The sequence below is a fragment of the Janthinobacterium sp. genome (genome assembly GCF_031995485.1).
In the GTDB taxonomy this organism is placed as follows: Bacteria; Pseudomonadota; Gammaproteobacteria; order Burkholderiales; family Burkholderiaceae_D; genus Janthinobacterium.
In genome coordinates this window covers 89,919-108,701 of record NZ_DAMAGB010000007.1, presented here as the reverse complement: position 1 = coordinate 108,701, position 18,783 = coordinate 89,919, and the positions used below count along the sequence as shown (strand labels likewise).

Sequence of the window (18,783 nt, the reverse complement as noted above, 5' to 3'; positions counted from 1 at the left end):
ACGATGTCGTTCATCGTCATCATTCCGGCCCGCCTGGCCTCGACGCGCCTGCCCAACAAGCCACTGGCCGACCTGGGCGGCAAGCCAATGGTGGTGCGCGTGGCCGAACAGGCGGTGCTGTCGGGCGCTTCGCGCGTGATCGTCGCCACCGACCACGAGGACATCCGCGCCGCCTGCGCCGCGCATGGGGTGGAGGCGTGCATGACGCGCAGCGACCATCCATCGGGCACCGACCGCATCGCCGAAGTGGCGCGTACGCTTAACTTGCCGATGGATGCGGTGGTGGTCAACCTGCAGGGCGACGAGCCGCTGATCGACCCATCCCTGCTGTCGGCCTGCGCCGCGCAGATCGGCGCCACGGTGCCGATGGCCACCTGCGCCCATCCGCTGCACGACATGGCGGACGCCTTCAATCCGAACGTGGTCAAGGTGGTGCTCGACAAGCACAATCGTGCGCTGTACTTTTCGCGCGCGACGATCCCGTGGCACCGCGACGGCTTTGCGCAGTCGCGCGACACGGTGCCCGCAGGCTATGTGCCGCTGCGCCATATCGGCCTGTACGCCTACAGCAATGCCTTTTTGCAGGCGTATCCGCAACTGGAGGCGTCGCCGCTGGAAGGCATCGAAGCGCTGGAACAGCTGCGCGTGCTGTGGCATGGCCATGCGATTGCCGTGCATGTGACGGAGTCGGCGCCAGCGGCCGGCGTCGATACGCCGGAAGACCTGGCGCGCGTGCAGGCGCACTACCAGGCTGCGTAAGTACTACCCGCAAAAACGGCGATGTGCAAATTTAATTTGCGCGTTTGCGACAAAAACCACATTTTCAAACGCCAGCTTTCACAATTGCTGGCTTTGATCAATCCTCCGATGCCAAATCGACACCAAACTGGCGTTCGGACGAATTTTTGTGGTAAGTTTCGTAGGGAAAGATAGTCAGAGCAACACCATCTAACAATAATTACACATACCCATCCAATCTGCTTTTTAGGAACAACATGCGTCTCATACTGTTAGGAGCACCCGGTGCCGGCAAGGGCACCCAAGCTAACTTCATCAAGGAAAAATACAATATTCCACAGATCTCCACGGGCGACATGCTGCGCGCGGCGATCAAGGCCGGTACCGAACTGGGGCTGGCGGCGAAAAAAGTCATGGATGCGGGCGGCCTGGTGTCGGACGACATCATGATCGGCCTGGTCAAGGACCGCCTGCAGGACGCCGACTGTGCCAATGGCTACCTGTTCGACGGCTTCCCGCGCACCATCGCGCAGGCGGACGCCATGAAGGACGCCGGCATCAATGTCGACTACGTGCTGGAAATCGACGTGCCGGACGAATCGATCATCGAGCGCATGGACGGCCGCCGCAGCCATCCGGGCTCGGGCCGCGTCTACCACGTCAAGTTCAATCCGCCGAAGGTCGAAGGTATCGATGACGTCACCGGCGAGCCGCTGATCCAGCGCGACGACGACAAGGCCGAAACGGTCAAGAAACGCCTGGATGTGTACCACAACCAGACCAAGGTGCTGCTCGGCTACTACAACGAGTGGGCCCAGTCCGGCCTGGCCGGTGCGCCGAAATATCGCCGCATCGCCGGCGTCGGCCCGGTCGAGCAAATCCGCGACAGCGCATTTGCCGCCCTGGCAGAATAAGGCAGCACACGAAGCGGACATTGATGTCCGCTTTTTTTATGGGCGCTTGCTGGCCCGCTCGCTGCCATCGTTTCAGTAGTGGTTTTTTGCAGTGCGTGTTTTCCTGGCTGCGGGTCTTGCCTGCAGCTGTAGGCAATAACGTCGGATAAAAACAGAAGGAGACGATATGGCAGCCAGTCTGTGGTTTGCGGTAGCCTGCGGCGTGGTCGCAGTCATTTACGGTTTGCTCTCGCGCAGCTGGATCCTGCGCCAGGACCCCGGCAACGCGCGCATGCAGGAAATCGCGCTGGCCATCCAGCAGGGCGCCGCCGCCTACCTGGCGCGCCAGTACCGCACCATCGCCATGGTCGGCGTGGTGCTCCTGATCGCCATCTACGCGCTGCTGGGCCTGCATACGGCGCTGGGGTTCCTGATCGGCGCGGTGCTGTCGGGCGCCTGCGGCTTTATCGGCATGAACGTCTCGGTGCGCGCCAATGTGCGCACGGCGCAGGCGGCCACGCTGGGCATCAACCAGGCGTTGAACGTCGCGTTCAAGGGCGGCGCGATCACCGGCATGCTGGTGGTGGGCCTGGGTCTCCTGGGCGTGACCCTGTTCTACTGGCTGCTGGTGGCCACCGGCGCGGCCGGGCTGTCGCAGCATGACCTGATCAAGCCCCTGATCGGCCTGGCGTTCGGCGCCTCGCTCATCTCCATCTTTGCGCGTCTCGGCGGCGGCATCTTTACCAAGGGCGCCGACGTGGGCGCGGACCTGGTGGGCAAGGTGGAGGCGGGCATCCCCGAGGACGATCCGCGCAATCCGGCCGTGATTGCCGATAATGTGGGCGACAACGTGGGCGACTGCGCCGGCATGGCGGCCGACCTGTTCGAGACCTATGTGGTGACGCTGATCGCCACCATGCTGCTGGGCGCCCTGCTGCTGGGCGAGGCGAGCAGCAGCGCCATTATCTATCCGCTGCTGCTGGGGGCGGTGTCGATCCTGGCCTCGATCGTCGGCTGTTCGATGGTGAAAACCGCGCCCGGCAAGAAGATCATGTCGGCGCTGTACACGGGCCTGTGGTGGGCGGCGGGCCTGTCGCTGGTGGGCTTTGCGGTGGTCACCTGGCTGCTATGGCCGGACGACGCCATGCGCTACAAGATGATGGGCGCCACCGTGGTCGGCATCGTGCTGACCGGGCTGATGGTGTACATCACCGAGTACTACACGGGCACCGACTTCAAGCCGGTGCGCCATATCGCCGAAGCCTCGACCACGGGCCACGGCACCAATATCATCGCGGGCCTGGGCGTATCGATGAAGTCGACCGCCTATCCGGTGCTGGCCGTGTGCGTGGCGATCCTGGTGTCGTACCAGCTGGCCGGCCTGTACGGGATTGCGATCGCCGCCACCGCCATGCTGTCGATGGCCGGCATTATCGTCGCGCTCGACGCCTATGGCCCGATCACCGACAACGCGGGCGGCATCGCCGAGATGTCGGGCCTGCCCGAGTCGGTGCGGGCGATTACCGATCCGCTCGATGCGGTGGGCAACACCACCAAGGCCGTCACCAAGGGCTATGCGATCGGCTCGGCCGGCCTGGCCGCGCTGGTGCTGTTTGCCGACTACACGCACGCGCTCGAATCGGTGGGCCAGCACATCACGTTCGACCTGTCGAACCCGATGGTGATCGTCGGCCTGTTTATCGGCGGCCTGATTCCCTACCTGTTCGGCGCGATGGCGATGGAAGCGGTGGGGCGCGCGGCCGGCGCCGTGGTGGTGGAGGTGCGGCGCCAGTTCCGCGATATCAAGGGCATCATGGAGGGCACGGCCAAACCTGAATACGACAAGGCGGTCGACATGCTGACGGCGTCGGCGATCCGCGAGATGATCGTGCCGTCATTATTGCCGGTGGTGGTGCCGGTGGTGGTGGGCATGCTGCTGGGACCGGCCGCGCTGGGCGGCCTCTTGATGGGCACCATCGTCACGGGCCTGTTCGTGGCCATTTCCATGACCACCGGCGGCGGCGCCTGGGACAACGCCAAGAAGTACATCGAGGATGGCCATTTCGGCGGCAAGGGCTCGGACGCGCACAAGGCGGCCGTCACCGGCGACACGGTCGGCGACCCGTACAAGGACACGGCCGGCCCGGCCGTCAACCCTCTGATCAAGATCATCAATATCGTGGCGCTGCTGCTGGTGCCGCTGCTGCCGGCCACGGGCTGGCTGGCCGTCAGCGCGCCGGCGCCGATTACCGCAGCCGCACCGCCGATCCTGGCGCCGGCCGCGCCGCCGGCCCTGCCAGCGCAGTGATCATGCAAGGCAGTCAGCCGCCTTCGCGCGAGTAGTACAGCGTGGTGCCGCACTGGCGGCAGATATGGCCGCGCAGGTAGGAATGGTTCATCAGGCGCTCGGTCCCCATATGGCCGCTGCCGCACTTGTGGCATTTCACGCGGCCATCCCTGACGCAGTGCGGGTGCTGGCGCCGGTACCAGTCAAAATTCTTGCTGGCCTTTCTGGCGTTGTGCCGGTAGATCAGGAAAAAGACGCCCGCAAAAAGAAGAAACGGTATCCAGCCGTAATAGGTTGGCAGGTCATTACTGACATTCATATTTGTATTTCCAGATGGGTAAGTAATTCTCAGATGCAATATTATTGTTCCTGCATGAATATTGCAAGCCCAGCTGGCGCCAGCCTGCCCGGGCCGGACAGGCTGCATGGCGCAATGGCGATCAGAAGCGCGAGGTCAGGCCCACGAACAGGCGCCGTCCCGGCACGTAGTAGTCGACCTGGCCGTCGGCCATCGGCCCCTTCTTGAGCAGGTTTTCCACCCCGCCGCGCACGGTCCAGTTGGGTGTCGCCTTGTACGACACCACCGCGTCGACGATGGTATAGGCTTTGTTGGCCAGTGCGCCCGCATCGAGTTCCTTGCCCGTGTATTGCGCCGACACTTCGCCGAACAGCTGGTCGTTCACCTGCCAGCCCAGCGCCGAATACCAGGACAGCTTCGGCGTCGACAGCAGGTTGGCGCCGGTGGTCAGGTTTTTCGCTTCGCGCATATAGGTGACGTTGTTGCGCCAGCTGAGGTTTTTCGTCACGGGGATGGTGGCCGTGCCTTCCAGGCCGCTGGTGCGCGCCTTCTGGATATTCGTCATGCGGGTCCACCAGATGCCCTGGAACTTGCCCAGCGGCGCGTAGTCGATCTTGTTCTTGAAGTCGGTATGGAAGTAGGTCAGGCCGACATCCCAGCCATTGCTTTCGTACGCCACGCCGATCTCGCCGGCGGTGCTGGTTTCCGGTTTCAGGTCCGCATTGCCGGCCATGTAGCAGGTGCCGCTGATGTAGCCGAGCGGACGCAGGCTGGTGCAGCCGCGCCCGCCCGAATTGGTGGCGGCCGAGGGCGAGTTTTCCTTCAGGCTCGGCGCGCGAAAGCCCTGTGACACGCCGCCCTTGACAGTCCAGGCCGGGGCAGGGTGGTACACCAGGTACAGGCGCGGGCTGTAGTGGTTGCCGAACTTGCCGTGATGATCGAGCCGCAGGCCGGCCGTGGCGGTCAGGTCGTCGCGCAGGAACAGCTGGTCTTCGGCGAACAGCGCCGAGGTGGTGCCGGACAGCGAGGCGCCCGTCACCGGATTGCCCAGGTAGTCGAGCGGGATGGTGCCGATGGTGTCGGTATTGGTCAGCTGCTGGTGCTTCCACTGGCCGCCCATCACCAGCAGCTGCTCCACGCCCCAGCCCAGGCGTTTTTCCAGCGTCGCGTCCAGCGTGCTGTCCTTCGATTTGGCAACCACGCCGGTGACCTGGTTGTCGTAGTCGTTGTGATACAGATTGATGCGCGCCTTGCCGAAATCGAGCTTGCCTTCATACCCGAGGCTGGCGCTCTTGCGTATCAGCTTGCTCGCGCCCCAGGCATAGAACAGCGGTTCGCCATCGGCATCGAGCGCGGGCGAATCGGACGCTTCCTGCCGGCCGTAGCTGGCGTCCAGCGACAGGCTGTGCTGCTTGTTCAGCGCCCAGTTGAGCTGGCCCGTGATGCTCTGGTTGCGCTCGCCGCCGATGCCGCCCGCATTCCTGATGATCTTCTGGTCCGCGTTCTGCTTCGATTGCGCCACGCCCAGCCGCATGCCAAGCGTGTCCGACAGGGGCCCGGCCAGGTTCAGGCCCAGCTGGTGCGCGGCGCCCCGGCCGCTGTCCTGCGGCTCGGTGTAGTTGGCGGTGGCCGAACCGTTCCACTTGCCCGGCACCTTGCGCGTGATGATATTGATCACGCCGCCCATCGCGTCCGAACCGTACAGCGACGACATCGGGCCGCGCACCACTTCGATGCGCTCGATCATCTCGGGCGAAATCCAGTTCAGGTCCTGGCGGCCCAGGTCGGGGCGGTAGGCGGTATCGGCCGAACTGCCCATGCGCTTGCCATCGACCAGGATCAAGGTGTATTTGTCGGGCAGGCCGCGCAGCTTGATCTTCGATTCTTCGCCGACCGGGCTGGTGCCGCCCGTCACGCCGGGGATGCGGCGCAGCAAGGTGTTGAGGTCATACACGGGCTGGCGCTCGATTTCCTCGCGCGTGATGACGCTGATGCTGGCCGGCGCATCTTTGATATCAATGGCCGTGCCGGAAGCGGTGACCACCACCGTGGCCAGGGTCGGATCGGTGGCGGCATTGCCTTCGGCCCAGGCGCTGCCGACGGCCAGCGACAGCAGGCAGGGCAGCAAAACAGTGGCGGGGGAGCGGGAGGAAACAAGAGAACGGCGTGTGCGCATGGATAAAACTTTCCAGGAAGGGGTGGATTCCTGGCTGCCTGCTGGGTGGCTTGGAGAAAATGACAATAACGCTTAGATGCGAATGGGAATCGTTCGCAATAATTGCGCATATTATAGTGATATGCTTGCAAGAAAGAAAGTGGGTGGTTTAAATAAAAACATCGTTGCATTTATATTTGCGCCGTTACCGGAGTTTTCCTGCAGGCTTGCTTGCGCCGGCATTCGTAAAAAAGCGTTACCGTCGCTTGCATGGGACGCTGTGGGCGTCAATGGAGAAATGCCTGTTTGCGGGAGAAGATGATGAAAGCCATACTGATGCTGTTGTTGCTGTCTGCCAGCCAGGCTTTCGCCGCTGGCCAGCACGCCGCCGAAAAAGCACCGGCCGAGCCCTTGCCCGTCTGCCGTCTCGATCCGCAGGACAGTACCCGGCTGGCGGTCGAGCCCTGCGCCACGGCGCCGCCGCAGCAGCCACGCCGCAGCGTGCCGCAGGTGATCGGCCGCATGCCGCCCACGCAGATGCCGGCGCCGGTGCTGCATTACCAGACCCTGCCAACGCCTTCGGCCGCGCCGGTGCCCAGCATGCCGCTGCCCGTCAACGGTTGCGACAGCGGCGGCTGCCGCGATGCCAGCGGCGCGCGCTATAACGGCGCGGGCAACGCCACGCTCGACGCGAATGGGCGCATCTGCCACCGCAATGGCGCGTTTATGCAGTGTTTCTGACCTTGCCGGTGATCGCCTGTCGAGGTTTTTGCTCAGTGTCCTGAAAATTGGCTACAATTGTCGCGCGAATGACGTTTACGTAAACGTAAAGAGATCATTATCAGCCAGATAACCGATAACAGGAGACTTCATGCAAATTCAGGACAATGTATTCATCATCACGGGCGGCGCTTCGGGCCTGGGCGCGGCCACGGCGCGCATGCTGACCCAAGCCGGCGGCAAGGTCGTGCTGGCCGACGTGCAGGTCGAAGCGGGCCAGGCGCTGGCGGCCGAACTGAATGGCGTATTCGTGCAGTGCGACGTCACATCCGAGGAAGACGGCCTGGCGGTGGTCGCCGCAGCTACCAAGCTGGGCACGCTGCGCGGCCTGGTCAATTGCGCCGGCGTGGCGCCGGCTGTAAAGACCGTCGGCAAGGATGGCCCGCACCCGCTGGCGCTGTTCCAGAAGGTGGTCAATATCAACCTGGTCGGCACCTTCAACATGTGCCGGCTGGCAGCCGATGCGATGGGCAAGCTCGATGCCACGGCAGAGGGCGAGCGCGGCATCATCATCAATACGGCCTCGGTGGCGGCGTTTGACGGCCAGATCGGCCAGGCGGCGTATGCCTCGTCCAAGGCGGCGGTGGCGGGACTGACCCTGCCGATGGCGCGCGACCTGTCGCGCAGCGGCATCCGCGTGATGACGGTGGCGCCCGGCATTTTCGAAACGCCGATGCTGCTGGGCATGCCGGCCGAAGTGCAGGATGCGCTGGGCAAGATGGTGCCGTTCCCTTCGCGCCTGGGCAAGCCGGGCGAGTACGCGCAGCTGGTAAAAGCCATCGTTGAAAACGTGATGCTCAATGGCGAAACCATCCGCCTGGACGGCGCGATCCGCATGCAGCCGAAGTAAGGCCGGCACCATTGCCGTCAGCAGGCCATGGCGGCGCAACAACAGCGCCGCCATCAACTTTTCCCAAAAGCATCTATACCCTGCTAATCTGCCGGCATGGGAATGGAAAACAACAAGACGGGCCTGATACTGACCGGTGGCGGCGCGCGCGCGGCCTACCAGGTGGGCGTGCTGCAGGCGATCTCGGCGATCCTGCTCGACGCCGGCTGGGATGCCGGGCGCAATCCCTTCGACATTATCTGCGGCACCTCGGCCGGCGCCATCAACGCCACCGCGCTGGCCTGCCGCGCCGACCATTTCGGCGAAGGCGTGCAAAAGCTGCTCGACGTCTGGCAGCATATCGAGGTCGAACAGGTCTACCGCGCCGATTCGCTGGGGGTGATCCGCTCCGGCGCGCGCTGGCTGTCGCTGCTGTCGTTCGGCTGGCTGCTGCGCCAGTGGCATGCCTCTCCGCCCAGTTCACTGCTCGACAATACCCCGCTGGTCAGCCTGCTGCACCGCATGCTCGACCTGCCGCGCCTCGACGCCGCCCTGGCCGAGGGCCGGCTGCATGCGCTGGCCGTCACCGCCTCGTCGTATTCGGGCAGCCGCCACATGACGTTTTACCAGACCGGCGCCGAGATCGCACCCTGGGTGCGCACACAGCGCCTGGCGCTGCAGGACCAGATCGGCGTCGAGCACCTGCTGGCCTCGGCCGCCATTCCGTTCATCTTTCCCGCCGTGCCCTTGTATATCGGCGGCCAGCGCGAATACTGCGGCGACGGTTCGATGCGCCAGCTGGCGCCGATTTCGCCGGCCATCCACCTGGGCGCGAACAAGGTGCTGGTGGTGGGCGCCGGGCGCATGACGGAGCCGGCGCCCGCCGCGGCCGAAGCGGCGCGCTACCCGAGCCTGGCGCAGATCGCCGGCCATGCGCTGTCGTCGATTTTTCTCGATGGATTGGCGGTCGATATCGAGCGCCTGAACCGCATCAACCTGACCCTGTCGATGCTGCCGCCTGAATTGCTGGGCAAAACCGCCTTGCGGCCGGTGGAGCTGCTGGTGATCGCGCCGTCCGAGCGGCTCGATGCAATTGCCAGCCGCCATATCGGCAGCCTGCCGCGGCCGATCCGCACCATGTTGTCGGGTATCGGCGCGGCCGAAGCGCGCGGTGCGGCGCTGGCTTCGTATTTATTGTTTGAATCGACGTATACTAATGAGCTGATTCGTCTCGGCCAGCGCGATACGCAGGCCCGCAAGGACGATGTACTGGCGTTTTTCGCCGCCTGACGCGCCATGGCGCGTTTTTTTTGACTGGATGATCGTGCGGGGATTTCGACGGATATGCGGCGTGGCGTGGTTCCTGTGCTTGCTGGTAGGTGGCTGGACGGCAGCGGCGCCGGCGCGCACCTTGCGCTTCGACCAGCTCAGCGTCGAACATGGCCTGGCGCAGGAATCGGTGCTGGCGATTGCCCAGGACACGCAAGGCTTCATGTGGTTCGGCAGCCAGTCGGGCCTGAGCCGCTTCGATGGCTACCGCGTGGTGGTCTACAAGAATATCGAGGGCGACGCCACCAGCCTGGCCGACAACTGGGTCGGCGTGCTGCATGTGGACCGCGACGGCCAGCTGTGGATCGGCACCGACAACGGCCTGGATCGCTTCGATTCGGCCAGCCAGACTTTTATCCATTACGGCGTCCAGGGCAAGAGCAAGCGTGGCAATGGCAGCCGCCATATCAACGCCATCGTCGACGATGGCGCGCGCGGTTTCTGGATCGCCACCGCCGACGGCCTGCAGCATTTCGACCGCGGCACGGGCCAGTTTCGCAGCTGGCACCACGATGCGAACAATCCCGACAGCCTGCGCGACAACGAAGTGCGCACGCTGGCGCTCGACGCCCGCAAGCGCTTGTGGATCGGCACGGTAACGGGCCTGGACATGCTGGCGCCGGGCAGCGAGCGCTTCGAACATTTCGTGATCGATCCGTCGCCTGCCTCGAAATACAATCTGATTCATGCGCTGATGGTCGACCGCCAGCAGAACCTGTGGATCGGCACGCGGGCCGGCGCCGAGCGCTGGCGCCTGGGCGAACCGGGGCAGGCGCCCGTCTCGCGCCTGCGCTTGGGGCCGCAGCAGGGCTTTTCGGCGCTGCGCGTGGCCAGCCTGTACCAGGACATCGACGGCACGGTCTGGCTGGGCAGCAATGCCGATGGCCTGTTGCGCTGGCAACCCGAGAGCGACACCTTCCTGCAGTACCGGCACCAGACCGGCGACAAGGTCAGCGTGGCCGACAACCAGCTGGCCTCGCTGTACCGCGACCGCGCCGGCACCCTGTGGGTAGGCACCTGGTACAACGGCGTGAGCCGGGTCGACCTGGGCAGCGGCGGTTTTTCGCGCATGGTGCGCGCAGCCGACGACACGGCCGCGCTGGCCGATAAAAAAGTGCGCGCGCTGGCCGACGCCGGCGGCAACCAGCTGTGGCTGGCCACCAGCAAAGGGCTGAAGCGGTATGACACGCGCGACGGCACCACCGAGCTGTTCGACTTCCAGGCCACGCCCGGCATCTCGCGCGACGAACAGGTCACCTCGCTGTACGCCGGCGCGCCGGGCACGCTGTGGGTGGGCGGCAGCTCGGGCCTGCACCGGTTTGACGTGGCCACGCGGCGCTTCACCACCACGCGCTTTGCGGTGGGCGACCCGAACAGCGACACCATCCGCAATGTGGCGGGCGAGCGCAGCGGCATGCTGTGGGTCTCCACGCGCGGCGGCGTGCACCATTTCGACCCGGCCAGCGGCAAATTCACCACCTTCCGCCACGACCCCGCCGACCCGGCCAGCCTGTCCGACAACATGGTGCGCCCGGTGCTGGAAGACCGGCAGGGGCGGGTATGGATCGGCACCTTTCACGGCCTGGATTTGTACGACCGCGCCACCGGCAAGTTTCGCCACTACCGCCATGAGCCGCACGACGCATCGAGCCTCAGCCACGATGAAGTGCACTACCTGCACGAGGACAAGCGCGGCGTGCTGTGGGTGGGCACGGCCAATGGCCTGAACCGCATGGATGCCGACGCGCAGGGCAAGATCCGCTTCCGGCGCTTCCTGCGCAAGGATGGCATGGCCGACGATGCGATCGCCGGCATCCTTGGCGACGACAACGAGCAGCTGTGGCTCAGCACCAACAGCGGCGTCACCCGGCTCGACATGCGCAGCGGACAGTTCCGCAACTACGACAGCGCCGACGGCACCATCGAAGGCTCGTACTTCGATGGCGCCGCGCTGCGCGCCCATGACGGCACCATGTATTTCGGCGGCTTCAACGGCATGACGGCGTTCGTGCCGGCCGAGATCCACGACAACCGGGTGCCGCCGCTGGTGGCCATCACCGAACTGCAGATCTTCAACAAGCCGGTGGCCGTGGGGCGCGGCGAGTTTGCCCAGCTGCTGCGCGGCGCCATCAACCATACGCGCAGCCTGACCCTGACCAGCCGCGAAAGCGTGTTTTCGCTGGAGTTCGCGGCCCTGCATTTCGCCGCGCCGCAGCGCAACATGTTCGCCTACCGGCTGGTGGGGTTTGACGAGGACTGGGTCATGACGGACGCCAACCGGCGCTTCGCCACCTATACCAATCTCGATCCGGGCGAGTATGTGTTCCGCGTCAAGGCAGCCAACAAGGACGGCGTGTGGAACGAGACCGGCACCACGCTGGCCATCACCATCCTGCCGCCGATGTGGAAGACCTGGTGGTTCCGCACGCTGGTGCTGGCGCTGCTGCTGGGCGCGATCTACGGCGCCTACCGCCAGCGCATGCGCACCGTGCGGCGCCAGCAGACCAGGCTGGAAACCCTGGTCAGCGAGCGCACCGCCGAGGTGTCGCAGAAAAACCTGGAACTGCAGAGCAAGGAAATCGAGGTGCGGGCCCAGTCCGACGAACTGGCGCGCGCCAATGCCAGCCTGACGCAGAACGAGGAAAGCCTGCGCCATGCCAAGCGCAAGGCGGAAGATGCGACGCGCCAGAAATCGGAATTCCTGGCCAACATGAGCCACGAGATGCGCACCCCGCTGGCCGGCGTGATCGGCATGCTGGGCTTTGCCTTGCGCGACGGCCAGCTGCACGAGGCCACGCGCGAACAGATCCTGCGCGGCCAGGCCAATGCCCAGTCGCTGCTGGCCATCATCAATGACCTGCTCGACTTTTCCAAGATCGAGGCGGGCAAGCTAAGCGTGGAAAACATCGACTTCGCGCTCGGCGCGGCGATCGAGAACGTGGTCAGCCTGTTCGAGGAGCAGGCGGCCGCGCGCAGCATCGGCTTTGCCATCGAATTGGCGCCCGACCTGCCGGCTTTCGTGGTGGGCGACCCGACCCGGCTGCGTCAGGTGCTGGTCAACCTGGTCGGCAACGCCTTCAAGTTCACCCAGCGCGGCAGCGTGCAGGTGCGCGTCGAGCACGGCGGCCTGGCCCCGGCCGCCGTCGGCGGACGCAAGGTCAACCTGATCCGCTTTACCGTCAGCGACAGCGGCATCGGCATCGAAGCGGGCGCAATGGACCGCCTGTTCCAGAAATTCGAGCAGGCCGACGCCAGTACCACGCGCCGTTATGGCGGCACCGGCCTGGGACTGGCGATCTGCCGCCAGCTGGTCGAACTGATGGACGGCGAGATCGAAGTGGCCAGCGTGCCGGGGCAGGGCAGTACTTTCACGTTTACGCTGCCGCTGGCTGACGGGGTGGCGCCGCCGCTGGTGCCGCAGGTGGAGCTGGCGCCGCACAGCCATCAGCTGCGGGTGCTGTGCGCCGAGGATTTCCCGACCAACCAGATCATTATCCGCGTGCTGCTGGAAGACCTGGGCCACCGGGTCGACGTGGTCGGCAACGGCGCGCTGGCGGTAGCGGCCTGCGCGCAGACGCGCTACGACCTGGTGCTGATGGACGGGCGCATGCCGGAGATGGATGGCGCCACGGCCACGCGGCTGATCCGCGCCGGCGGCCTGCCGGCGTTCCCCGTGCGCGACCAGGAGGTGATGATCGTCGCGCTGACGGCCAACGCCAGCGAAGAAGACCGCAGCCGCTATCTGGGCGCCGGCATGGACGACTTCCTCAGCAAGCCGATCGACGAAGTGGCGCTGCACTGCCTGCTGGAGCGCGCGATCGAGCGGCAGCTGGCGCGCGGCCATCTGCTGCCGCAGCTGCCGTTCCTGCCGCCGCGCTTCATGGCGCGCGGGCAGGCCGAACTCGATGCGCTGTTCGGCGTGGCGCCGGCCGCCGTCGTGCTGGCGCCCGTGCCCAAGCCTGGGGTGCGCGGCGACGAGCTGCAGCGGCGCATCCGCAGCGCCTTTGCCGCCGACCTGGCGACCCGCCTGGCGGAACTGGACGCGGCGCTGGCCGCGCGCGACAGCGACGGCGCCGGGCGCCTGCTGCATGGACTCAAAGGCAGCGCCGCCTATCTCGATGAGGCGGCCCTGCACCTGCTGTGCACGGAGCTGGAGGAAGCGGCCGATGGCGGGCACTGGGCGCGCGTGGCGCTGGAGCTGCCGCGCCTGCACGCGATGCTGGCGCAGATCGCGGCCTCGGCCACGGGCGTGTAAAACAGGCAAGTTCAAACGGGGGTCCAAGACGGAAATTCGGTAGAATAAGCTACAGCGCATGGCAGGCGCAGGCGAGATGGAGGCGGCAATGAAAGTACTGGTGGTCGATGATGATGTGGTGTCGCGCATGGTGCTGATGCACCTGATCGACAGTTGCGGCGTGCACGATATCGTCGAGGCGGACGACGGCGCCGACGCATGGCAGCAGCTGGAAGGCGGCCTGCGCCCGGCGCTGTGCTTCTGCGACCTGCGCATGCCGCGCCTGTCCGGCATGGAACTGCTGCAGAAAGTGCGGGCCGACAGCGCGCTCGACGCCATGCCGCTGGTGCTGGTGTCGTCGGCCAACGACCAGGAAACCGTGCGCGTGGCGGTGCAGGCCGGCGCCGCCGGCTATATCGTCAAGCCGTTCGACCAGGAGCAGGTGCGCCAGCATCTTGACGCCTGTTGCAATCAGGTCGCAGCGCTGTCAGCCGAAGCGCCCTCGCTGACCTTGCAGCGGCTGGGCGTCGATGCCGAGCGGCTGCAGGCCTACCTGGCCGGTTTCCGGCAGCAGGCCGGCGCCGCTGCCAGTCACATCGAGGCGCTGCTGCGCGACGGCGAACCGGCGCTGGCGCGCCAGCAGGTCGAGCGCCTGCACCTGGGCTGCACCACGCTGGGCCTGCATGGCGCGGCGGCCGGGCTGGTTGCTGTGCTGCAAGCTAAGGTACTCGACGAGAAAGCGCTGCGGACGGCGCTGGCAGCGATTGAACACAGCACCCTGGCGCAGGCTCAACTGCTGCATCGCTGCGTCTGATTGCTGGTAAAAGTTCCTTTTGCACAAAATGTTGTTTTTTGACCTTCCTCCAATTGCTGCTAAAAAAGCAAACAAAAAGAAACAAAATGCAATAGAATTTCAATGTTGTCAATTCGGCGGTGTTTTGCTTCCAGCTGTGTAAGGTAGTGTTTTGCATCGTATATCGACTATTTTTTGCCACGGCATGCGATATAGGATTTTGTTAAAAGGACATAAAATGGACTTCGTATCGTCACGAGCCGTCGTATTTGCCGTCGGCCTGTTTTTGGCCGGCACCGCATCCGCGTCATCCTCTTACTCTTATCAGAGTCTCGGCACACTGGGTGGCAAGTTGAGCGCTGCCGTGGCCATCAATAATGCCGGACAAATCGTTGGTACCTCGACCAATAGCGCAGGGGTCGATCGTGCTACCCTCTGGAGTGCGGGGGGCATAAGCGACCTGGGTACCGCCGGAGGCGTATCGAGCCGGGCGTATGCCATCAATAACAACAATGAAATTGTCGGGGCCTCCAATACGGGCGGCACCGACAAGCTGCGGGCGGCAAGCTGGAGCGGCAACCAGGCCGCCGTGGCGCTGCCTTCCCTGGGGAGCGGGGCCAGCAAAGCCATGGCCGTCAACAATAGTGGCGTGCGGGTGGGCTCTGCCGGCGTTGCCGGTGGGGCGGAACATGCCGCGCGCTGGAATGAGGGCGCGGCCACCGACCTTGGCACGTTGGGCGGCTACTCCAGCTATGCCCATGCCATCAATGACGGCGGCATGATCGTCGGCGCGGCCAGCACGGCTGCGGAAGACATGCATGCCACGCGCTGGGACGGCGATGTGGCGGTGGATCTGGGCACGCTGGGCGGTTCGTTCAGCTGGGCTTACTCCATCAATAACGCCGGACAGGCCGTGGGCTACTCGAATACCGCCGGCGACCTGATGTCGCGCGCCACCATCTGGAATGGCCTGGTGGCGTCTGAACTGGCCAGCTCGGGATGGAACAATACGTTGGCTGCTGGCATCAATAACGGCGGCCAGGTAGTGGGCCAGGCGTGGAATGAAACGGGTGGGGAACATGCCGTGCTGTGGGATGGCAACTCGATGTTAGATCTGAACAGCTTCCTTGATACCGGCAGCGTGAGCGCGGGCTGGGTCCTGCGCTCGGCGAACGGCATCAATGATGACGGCTGGATCGTCGGTAACGCTTACAATACCGTGACTGGCCGGACCAACGCATTCCTTCTGTCCGCGGTTCCGGAGCCTGACATGGTTTCGTTATTGCTGGCAGGCTTGCTGGTGATCGGCGGCGTTACCGCGCGCCGCAGGATCAGCCAACAGCCGGACGACACCTTGCGCGCCGCGTAAGAAAACTGTCGCCTTGCCGGGCTGTCAATAGGCAAGACTACGCTGTATAATGCCGCTTCGTGTGTCGCCATCGTACAATGGATAGTACAAGGTCCTCCTAAGACTTAAATGCAGGTTCGATTCCTGCTGGCGACACCAGCGATCACGCGGTACCTCCCGGCAGCTGTCTCCTCGCGGACGGCAAATTTTCTGATCTATGCCGATTGAAATCCGAGTTGTCGGTACAATGCGTGCTTCATTCATCCAATCGGCGGCTGGCTTGCATATCCTGCGGTAGGCAAGGATCGGCGCCCGAGCACCTTTATTCATTATGGCTGTCATTTCTCTTTCATCGGCGCAACTTGCGTTCGGTCACGTCGCGCTGCTCGATCACGCGGAATTTTCACTGGAAACCTCGGAACGGGTCGGCTTGATCGGCCGTAACGGCACCGGCAAATCGTCGCTGCTGAAAGTCATCTCGGGCAAGTTCAAGCTCGACGATGGCTTGTTGGTGATGCAACAAGGCATCAAGATCGCCTACGTCGAACAGGAGCCGCAGTTCGATCCCGAGATGTCGGTGTTCAACGCGGTGGCGTCGGGCATGGGCGAATCGCAGGCGTGGCTGAAGGAATACGACGAGCTGACCGGCCAGTTCGGCCAGGGCAACGACGACGAACTGATGGAACGCATGCACGACATCCAGGTCAAGCTCGATGCGGCCGATGCGTGGAGCCTGCCGAACAAGGTGGAAACCGTGCTCGACCGTTTGAACCTGACCGGCGACATGCTGATGAAAACCCTGTCGGGCGGGATGCAGAAGCGCGTGGCGCTGGCGCGCGCGCTGGTGTCGGCGCCCGACGTGCTGCTGCTCGACGAGCCGACCAACCATCTGGATTTCACCTCGATCCTGTGGCTCGAAGGCCTGCTGCGCGACTTCAAGGGCAGCGTGCTGTTCATTACCCATGATCGTTCGTTCCTCGACAATGTGTCCACGCGAATTATCGAACTGGACCGTGGACGTTTGCTGTCGTACCCGGGCAACTTCACCACCTACCAGACCCGCAAGGCCGAGCAGCTGGAAAACGAAGAGGTGGAAAACGCCAAGTTCGACAAGTTCCTGGCGCAGGAAGAAGTTTGGATCCGCAAGGGCGTCAAGGCGCGCCGCGTGCGCGACGAAGGCCGCGTGCGCCGCCTCGAAGCGTTGCGCCTGACGCGCAATGCGCGCCGTGACCAGCAGGGCCAGGTCAAGCTGGAAGTCGGTTCGAGCGAACGCTCTGGCAAGATCGTGGCCGAGCTGGAAAATGTCAGCAAGCGCTTCGGCGACCGCGTGATCATCGACAACTTCAGCGGCACCATCCTGCGCGGCGACAAGGTCGGCCTGATCGGCGCCAACGGTGCCGGCAAGACCACTTTGCTCAAGATGATACTGGGGGAGCTGGCGCCCGATACCGGTTCCGCCAAGCTCGGCACCAAGTTGCAGGTGGCGTACTTCGACCAGATGCGCACCCAGCTCAATGAGGAAGCAAGCCTGATCGAAACGATTTCGCCGGGCAGCGACTGGGTCGAGATCAATGGCCAGCGCAAGCACTCGATGAGCTACCTGAACGATTTCCTGTTCTCGCCCGAGCGTGCACGCTCGCCGGTCAAGACCCTGTCCGGTGGCGAGCGCAACCGCCTGCTGCTGGCGCGCCTGTTCGCCAAGCCGGCCAACTGCCTGGTGCTCGATGAACCGACCAACGATCTGGACATCGATACGCTGGAGCTGCTGGAAGAATTGCTGGAAGACTACAAGGGCACCGTGTTCCTGGTCAGCCATGACCGCACCTTCCTCGACAATGTCGTCACGCAGGTCGTCGTCGCCGAAGGCGCCGGCAAATGGCGCGAATTCGTCGGCGGCTACACGGACTGGGAGCGCGTGCGCACCTTGCCGGTGGCCACCGCGCCAGCCAGCAAGCCTGCCGTCAAGGCCGAGGCTGCCGCACCTGCCGCCAAGAAAAAACTCAGCTACAAGGAGCAGCGCGAACTCGACGAATTGCCGAAACTGATCGCCAGGCTGGAAGACGAGCAAGCGGTGCTGGCGGCCGAGCTGTCGCATCCGGACTTCTACAAGAAGACGCCGGCCGAAGGCAAGCGCCTGAACGCACGCGTGGCCGAGATTGAGCAGGAGTTGCTTGAAGCACTGGAAAAATGGGAACAGATCGAGGCACGTGCCAACGCGTGATGGTTTCTCCGTCCCTTGTTGTAAAAAAGTAAGGATTACTTGCCACGGCAACGATTCTGCTTGATATAATTATATAATTATATTTTTTATATCGAGGGATGCATGTTTGCAATCAAAAGGACGTCATCCGGACCCCACTGTCCGATGCGTCCGCCCCGCGTCCATGGGGCGCTCCATGTTTGAGCGCGCGGCCTTGCCACGGGTCGTCCCGTTTCTCGCTTACCTCTCCTTTATTTTCATCGCCGACATGCTGGCCCGGCTCGGCGTGGCCGCCCACGACCTGCGCTGGCTGTATGTTGTCAAGATTGCCGTCGTACTTGGCATGCTGTTGTACTGGCGTCGCAGTTACACGGAATTGTCCTGGTCGCCGCCAGGCGCGCGCGCGACGGCAAGCGCCGTGGCCATCGGCTTCGTGGTGTTTGTGTTGTGGATTAATCTCGACGCCGGCTGGATGAGCATAGGCAGTTCCGAGGGCTTCGATCCGCGCACGGATGGCGCCATCCAATGGGGTCTGGTGGTGCTGCGCATCGCCGGCGCAGCACTGATCGTGCCTGTCATGGAGGAGTTGTTCTGGCGCTCCTTCTTGTTGCGCTGGATCGATGCGCCTGACTTTCTGAAACTCAATCCACGCCTGATCAGTGCCAAGGCTTTTATTGTCAGTGTGGTACTGTTTGGCTTTGAGCACAATTTGTGGCTGGCGGGCATTGTTGCCGGTGCCGCTTACAGCCTCCTGTACATGCGCAGCCAGTCACTGTGGGCGCCGGTGCTTGCGCATGCGGTCACGAATGGCGTGCTGGGCGTGTGGATAATTTCAGGTGGGCACTGGACTTACTGGTAGTATTGACCATCAAATGTTTGCTCTCAAAAGACGATAACCT

Annotated in this window: 13 protein-coding genes and 1 tRNA gene; 12 read left to right on the top strand and 2 right to left on the bottom strand. The window is 63.9% G+C overall.

Annotated elements, in window-relative coordinates; translation table 11 throughout:
• The first annotated feature begins 3 nt into the window (after positions 1–3).
• The 3 genes from kdsB (at position 4) to RTQ46_RS07500 (ending at position 3,939) form a co-directional block, all read left to right on the top strand.
• Positions 4–759, top strand: a complete 756-nt coding sequence (kdsB, locus tag RTQ46_RS07510) for a 3-deoxy-manno-octulosonate cytidylyltransferase (RefSeq protein ID WP_312435612.1) — start codon at positions 4–6, stop codon at positions 757–759.
• A gap of 236 nt (positions 760–995) precedes the next feature.
• Entirely contained in the window at positions 996–1,652 is a 657-nt protein-coding gene (gene adk, locus RTQ46_RS07505; RefSeq protein ID WP_312435611.1) for an adenylate kinase, read from the top strand.
• A gap of 166 nt (positions 1,653–1,818) precedes the next feature.
• Positions 1,819–3,939 (top strand): sodium-translocating pyrophosphatase, encoded by a 2,121-nt coding sequence (locus RTQ46_RS07500; protein WP_312435610.1) that lies wholly within the window; start codon positions 1,819–1,821, stop codon positions 3,937–3,939.
• A gap of 13 nt (positions 3,940–3,952) precedes the next feature.
• On the opposite strand, the gene RTQ46_RS07495 is transcribed toward RTQ46_RS07500, so the two are convergent.
• Complete coding sequence (locus tag RTQ46_RS07495; protein ID WP_312435609.1) at positions 3,953–4,237, bottom strand: hypothetical protein; 285 nt, start codon at positions 4,235–4,237, stop codon at positions 3,953–3,955.
• Between the two features lie 121 nt (positions 4,238–4,358).
• On the bottom strand, positions 4,359–6,392 hold the full coding sequence (locus tag RTQ46_RS07490) for a TonB-dependent receptor domain-containing protein (protein WP_312435608.1): 2,034 nt from the start codon (positions 6,390–6,392) through the stop codon (positions 4,359–4,361).
• A gap of 297 nt (positions 6,393–6,689) precedes the next feature.
• Between RTQ46_RS07490 and RTQ46_RS07485 the strand changes: the two genes are divergently transcribed.
• The 9 genes from RTQ46_RS07485 (at position 6,690) to RTQ46_RS07445 (ending at position 18,743) form a co-directional block, all read left to right on the top strand.
• Entirely contained in the window at positions 6,690–7,112 is a 423-nt protein-coding gene (locus RTQ46_RS07485) for a hypothetical protein (protein WP_312435607.1), read from the top strand.
• A gap of 130 nt (positions 7,113–7,242) precedes the next feature.
• Positions 7,243–8,001: a 3-hydroxyacyl-CoA dehydrogenase gene (locus RTQ46_RS07480; RefSeq protein ID WP_312435606.1), complete on the top strand. Its 759-nt coding sequence runs from the start codon at positions 7,243–7,245 to the stop codon at positions 7,999–8,001.
• Between the two features lie 96 nt (positions 8,002–8,097).
• On the top strand, positions 8,098–9,270 hold the full coding sequence (locus RTQ46_RS07475; RefSeq protein ID WP_312435604.1) for a patatin-like phospholipase family protein: 1,173 nt from the start codon (positions 8,098–8,100) through the stop codon (positions 9,268–9,270).
• Between the two features lie 61 nt (positions 9,271–9,331).
• The gene (locus RTQ46_RS07470) at positions 9,332–13,564 is read left to right on the top strand and encodes a two-component regulator propeller domain-containing protein (RefSeq protein ID WP_312435603.1); all 4,233 of its coding nucleotides are present in this window, start codon (positions 9,332–9,334) and stop codon (positions 13,562–13,564) included.
• Positions 13,565–13,652: 88 nt separating this feature from the next.
• Positions 13,653–14,357 carry a response regulator gene (locus RTQ46_RS07465; protein ID WP_312435602.1) on the top strand — a complete coding sequence of 235 codons (705 nt, stop codon included), beginning with the start codon at positions 13,653–13,655 and terminating at the stop codon, positions 14,355–14,357.
• A 217-nt stretch (positions 14,358–14,574) separates the two neighbouring features.
• Entirely contained in the window at positions 14,575–15,705 is a 1,131-nt protein-coding gene (locus RTQ46_RS07460) for a hypothetical protein (protein WP_312435600.1), read from the top strand.
• A 63-nt stretch (positions 15,706–15,768) separates the two neighbouring features.
• Positions 15,769–15,843: transfer RNA gene (locus tag RTQ46_RS07455), tRNA-Arg, on the top strand.
• A gap of 172 nt (positions 15,844–16,015) precedes the next feature.
• On the top strand, positions 16,016–17,905 hold the full coding sequence (locus tag RTQ46_RS07450; RefSeq protein ID WP_312435599.1) for an ATP-binding cassette domain-containing protein: 1,890 nt from the start codon (positions 16,016–16,018) through the stop codon (positions 17,903–17,905).
• Positions 17,906–18,080: 175 nt separating this feature from the next.
• Entirely contained in the window at positions 18,081–18,743 is a 663-nt protein-coding gene (locus RTQ46_RS07445; RefSeq protein ID WP_312435598.1) for a CAAX prenyl protease-related protein, read from the top strand.
• The last annotated feature ends 40 nt before the right edge of the window (positions 18,744–18,783 follow it).

Coding starts and splice junctions, on each gene's coding strand:
- kdsB (WP_312435612.1), top strand. CDS start 4: ATGTCGTTCATCGTCATCATTCCGGCCCGCCTGGCCTCGACGCGCCTG.
- adk (WP_312435611.1), top strand. CDS start 996: ATGCGTCTCATACTGTTAGGAGCACCCGGTGCCGGCAAGGGCACCCAA.
- RTQ46_RS07500 (WP_312435610.1), top strand. CDS start 1,819: ATGGCAGCCAGTCTGTGGTTTGCGGTAGCCTGCGGCGTGGTCGCAGTC.
- RTQ46_RS07495 (WP_312435609.1), bottom strand. CDS start 4,237: ATGAATGTCAGTAATGACCTGCCAACCTATTACGGCTGGATACCGTTT.
- RTQ46_RS07490 (WP_312435608.1), bottom strand. CDS start 6,392: ATGCGCACACGCCGTTCTCTTGTTTCCTCCCGCTCCCCCGCCACTGTT.
- RTQ46_RS07485 (WP_312435607.1), top strand. CDS start 6,690: ATGATGAAAGCCATACTGATGCTGTTGTTGCTGTCTGCCAGCCAGGCT.
- RTQ46_RS07480 (WP_312435606.1), top strand. CDS start 7,243: ATGCAAATTCAGGACAATGTATTCATCATCACGGGCGGCGCTTCGGGC.
- RTQ46_RS07475 (WP_312435604.1), top strand. CDS start 8,098: ATGGGAATGGAAAACAACAAGACGGGCCTGATACTGACCGGTGGCGGC.
- RTQ46_RS07465 (WP_312435602.1), top strand. CDS start 13,653: ATGAAAGTACTGGTGGTCGATGATGATGTGGTGTCGCGCATGGTGCTG.
- RTQ46_RS07460 (WP_312435600.1), top strand. CDS start 14,575: ATGGACTTCGTATCGTCACGAGCCGTCGTATTTGCCGTCGGCCTGTTT.
- RTQ46_RS07450 (WP_312435599.1), top strand. CDS start 16,016: ATGGCTGTCATTTCTCTTTCATCGGCGCAACTTGCGTTCGGTCACGTC.
- RTQ46_RS07445 (WP_312435598.1), top strand. CDS start 18,081: ATGTTTGAGCGCGCGGCCTTGCCACGGGTCGTCCCGTTTCTCGCTTAC.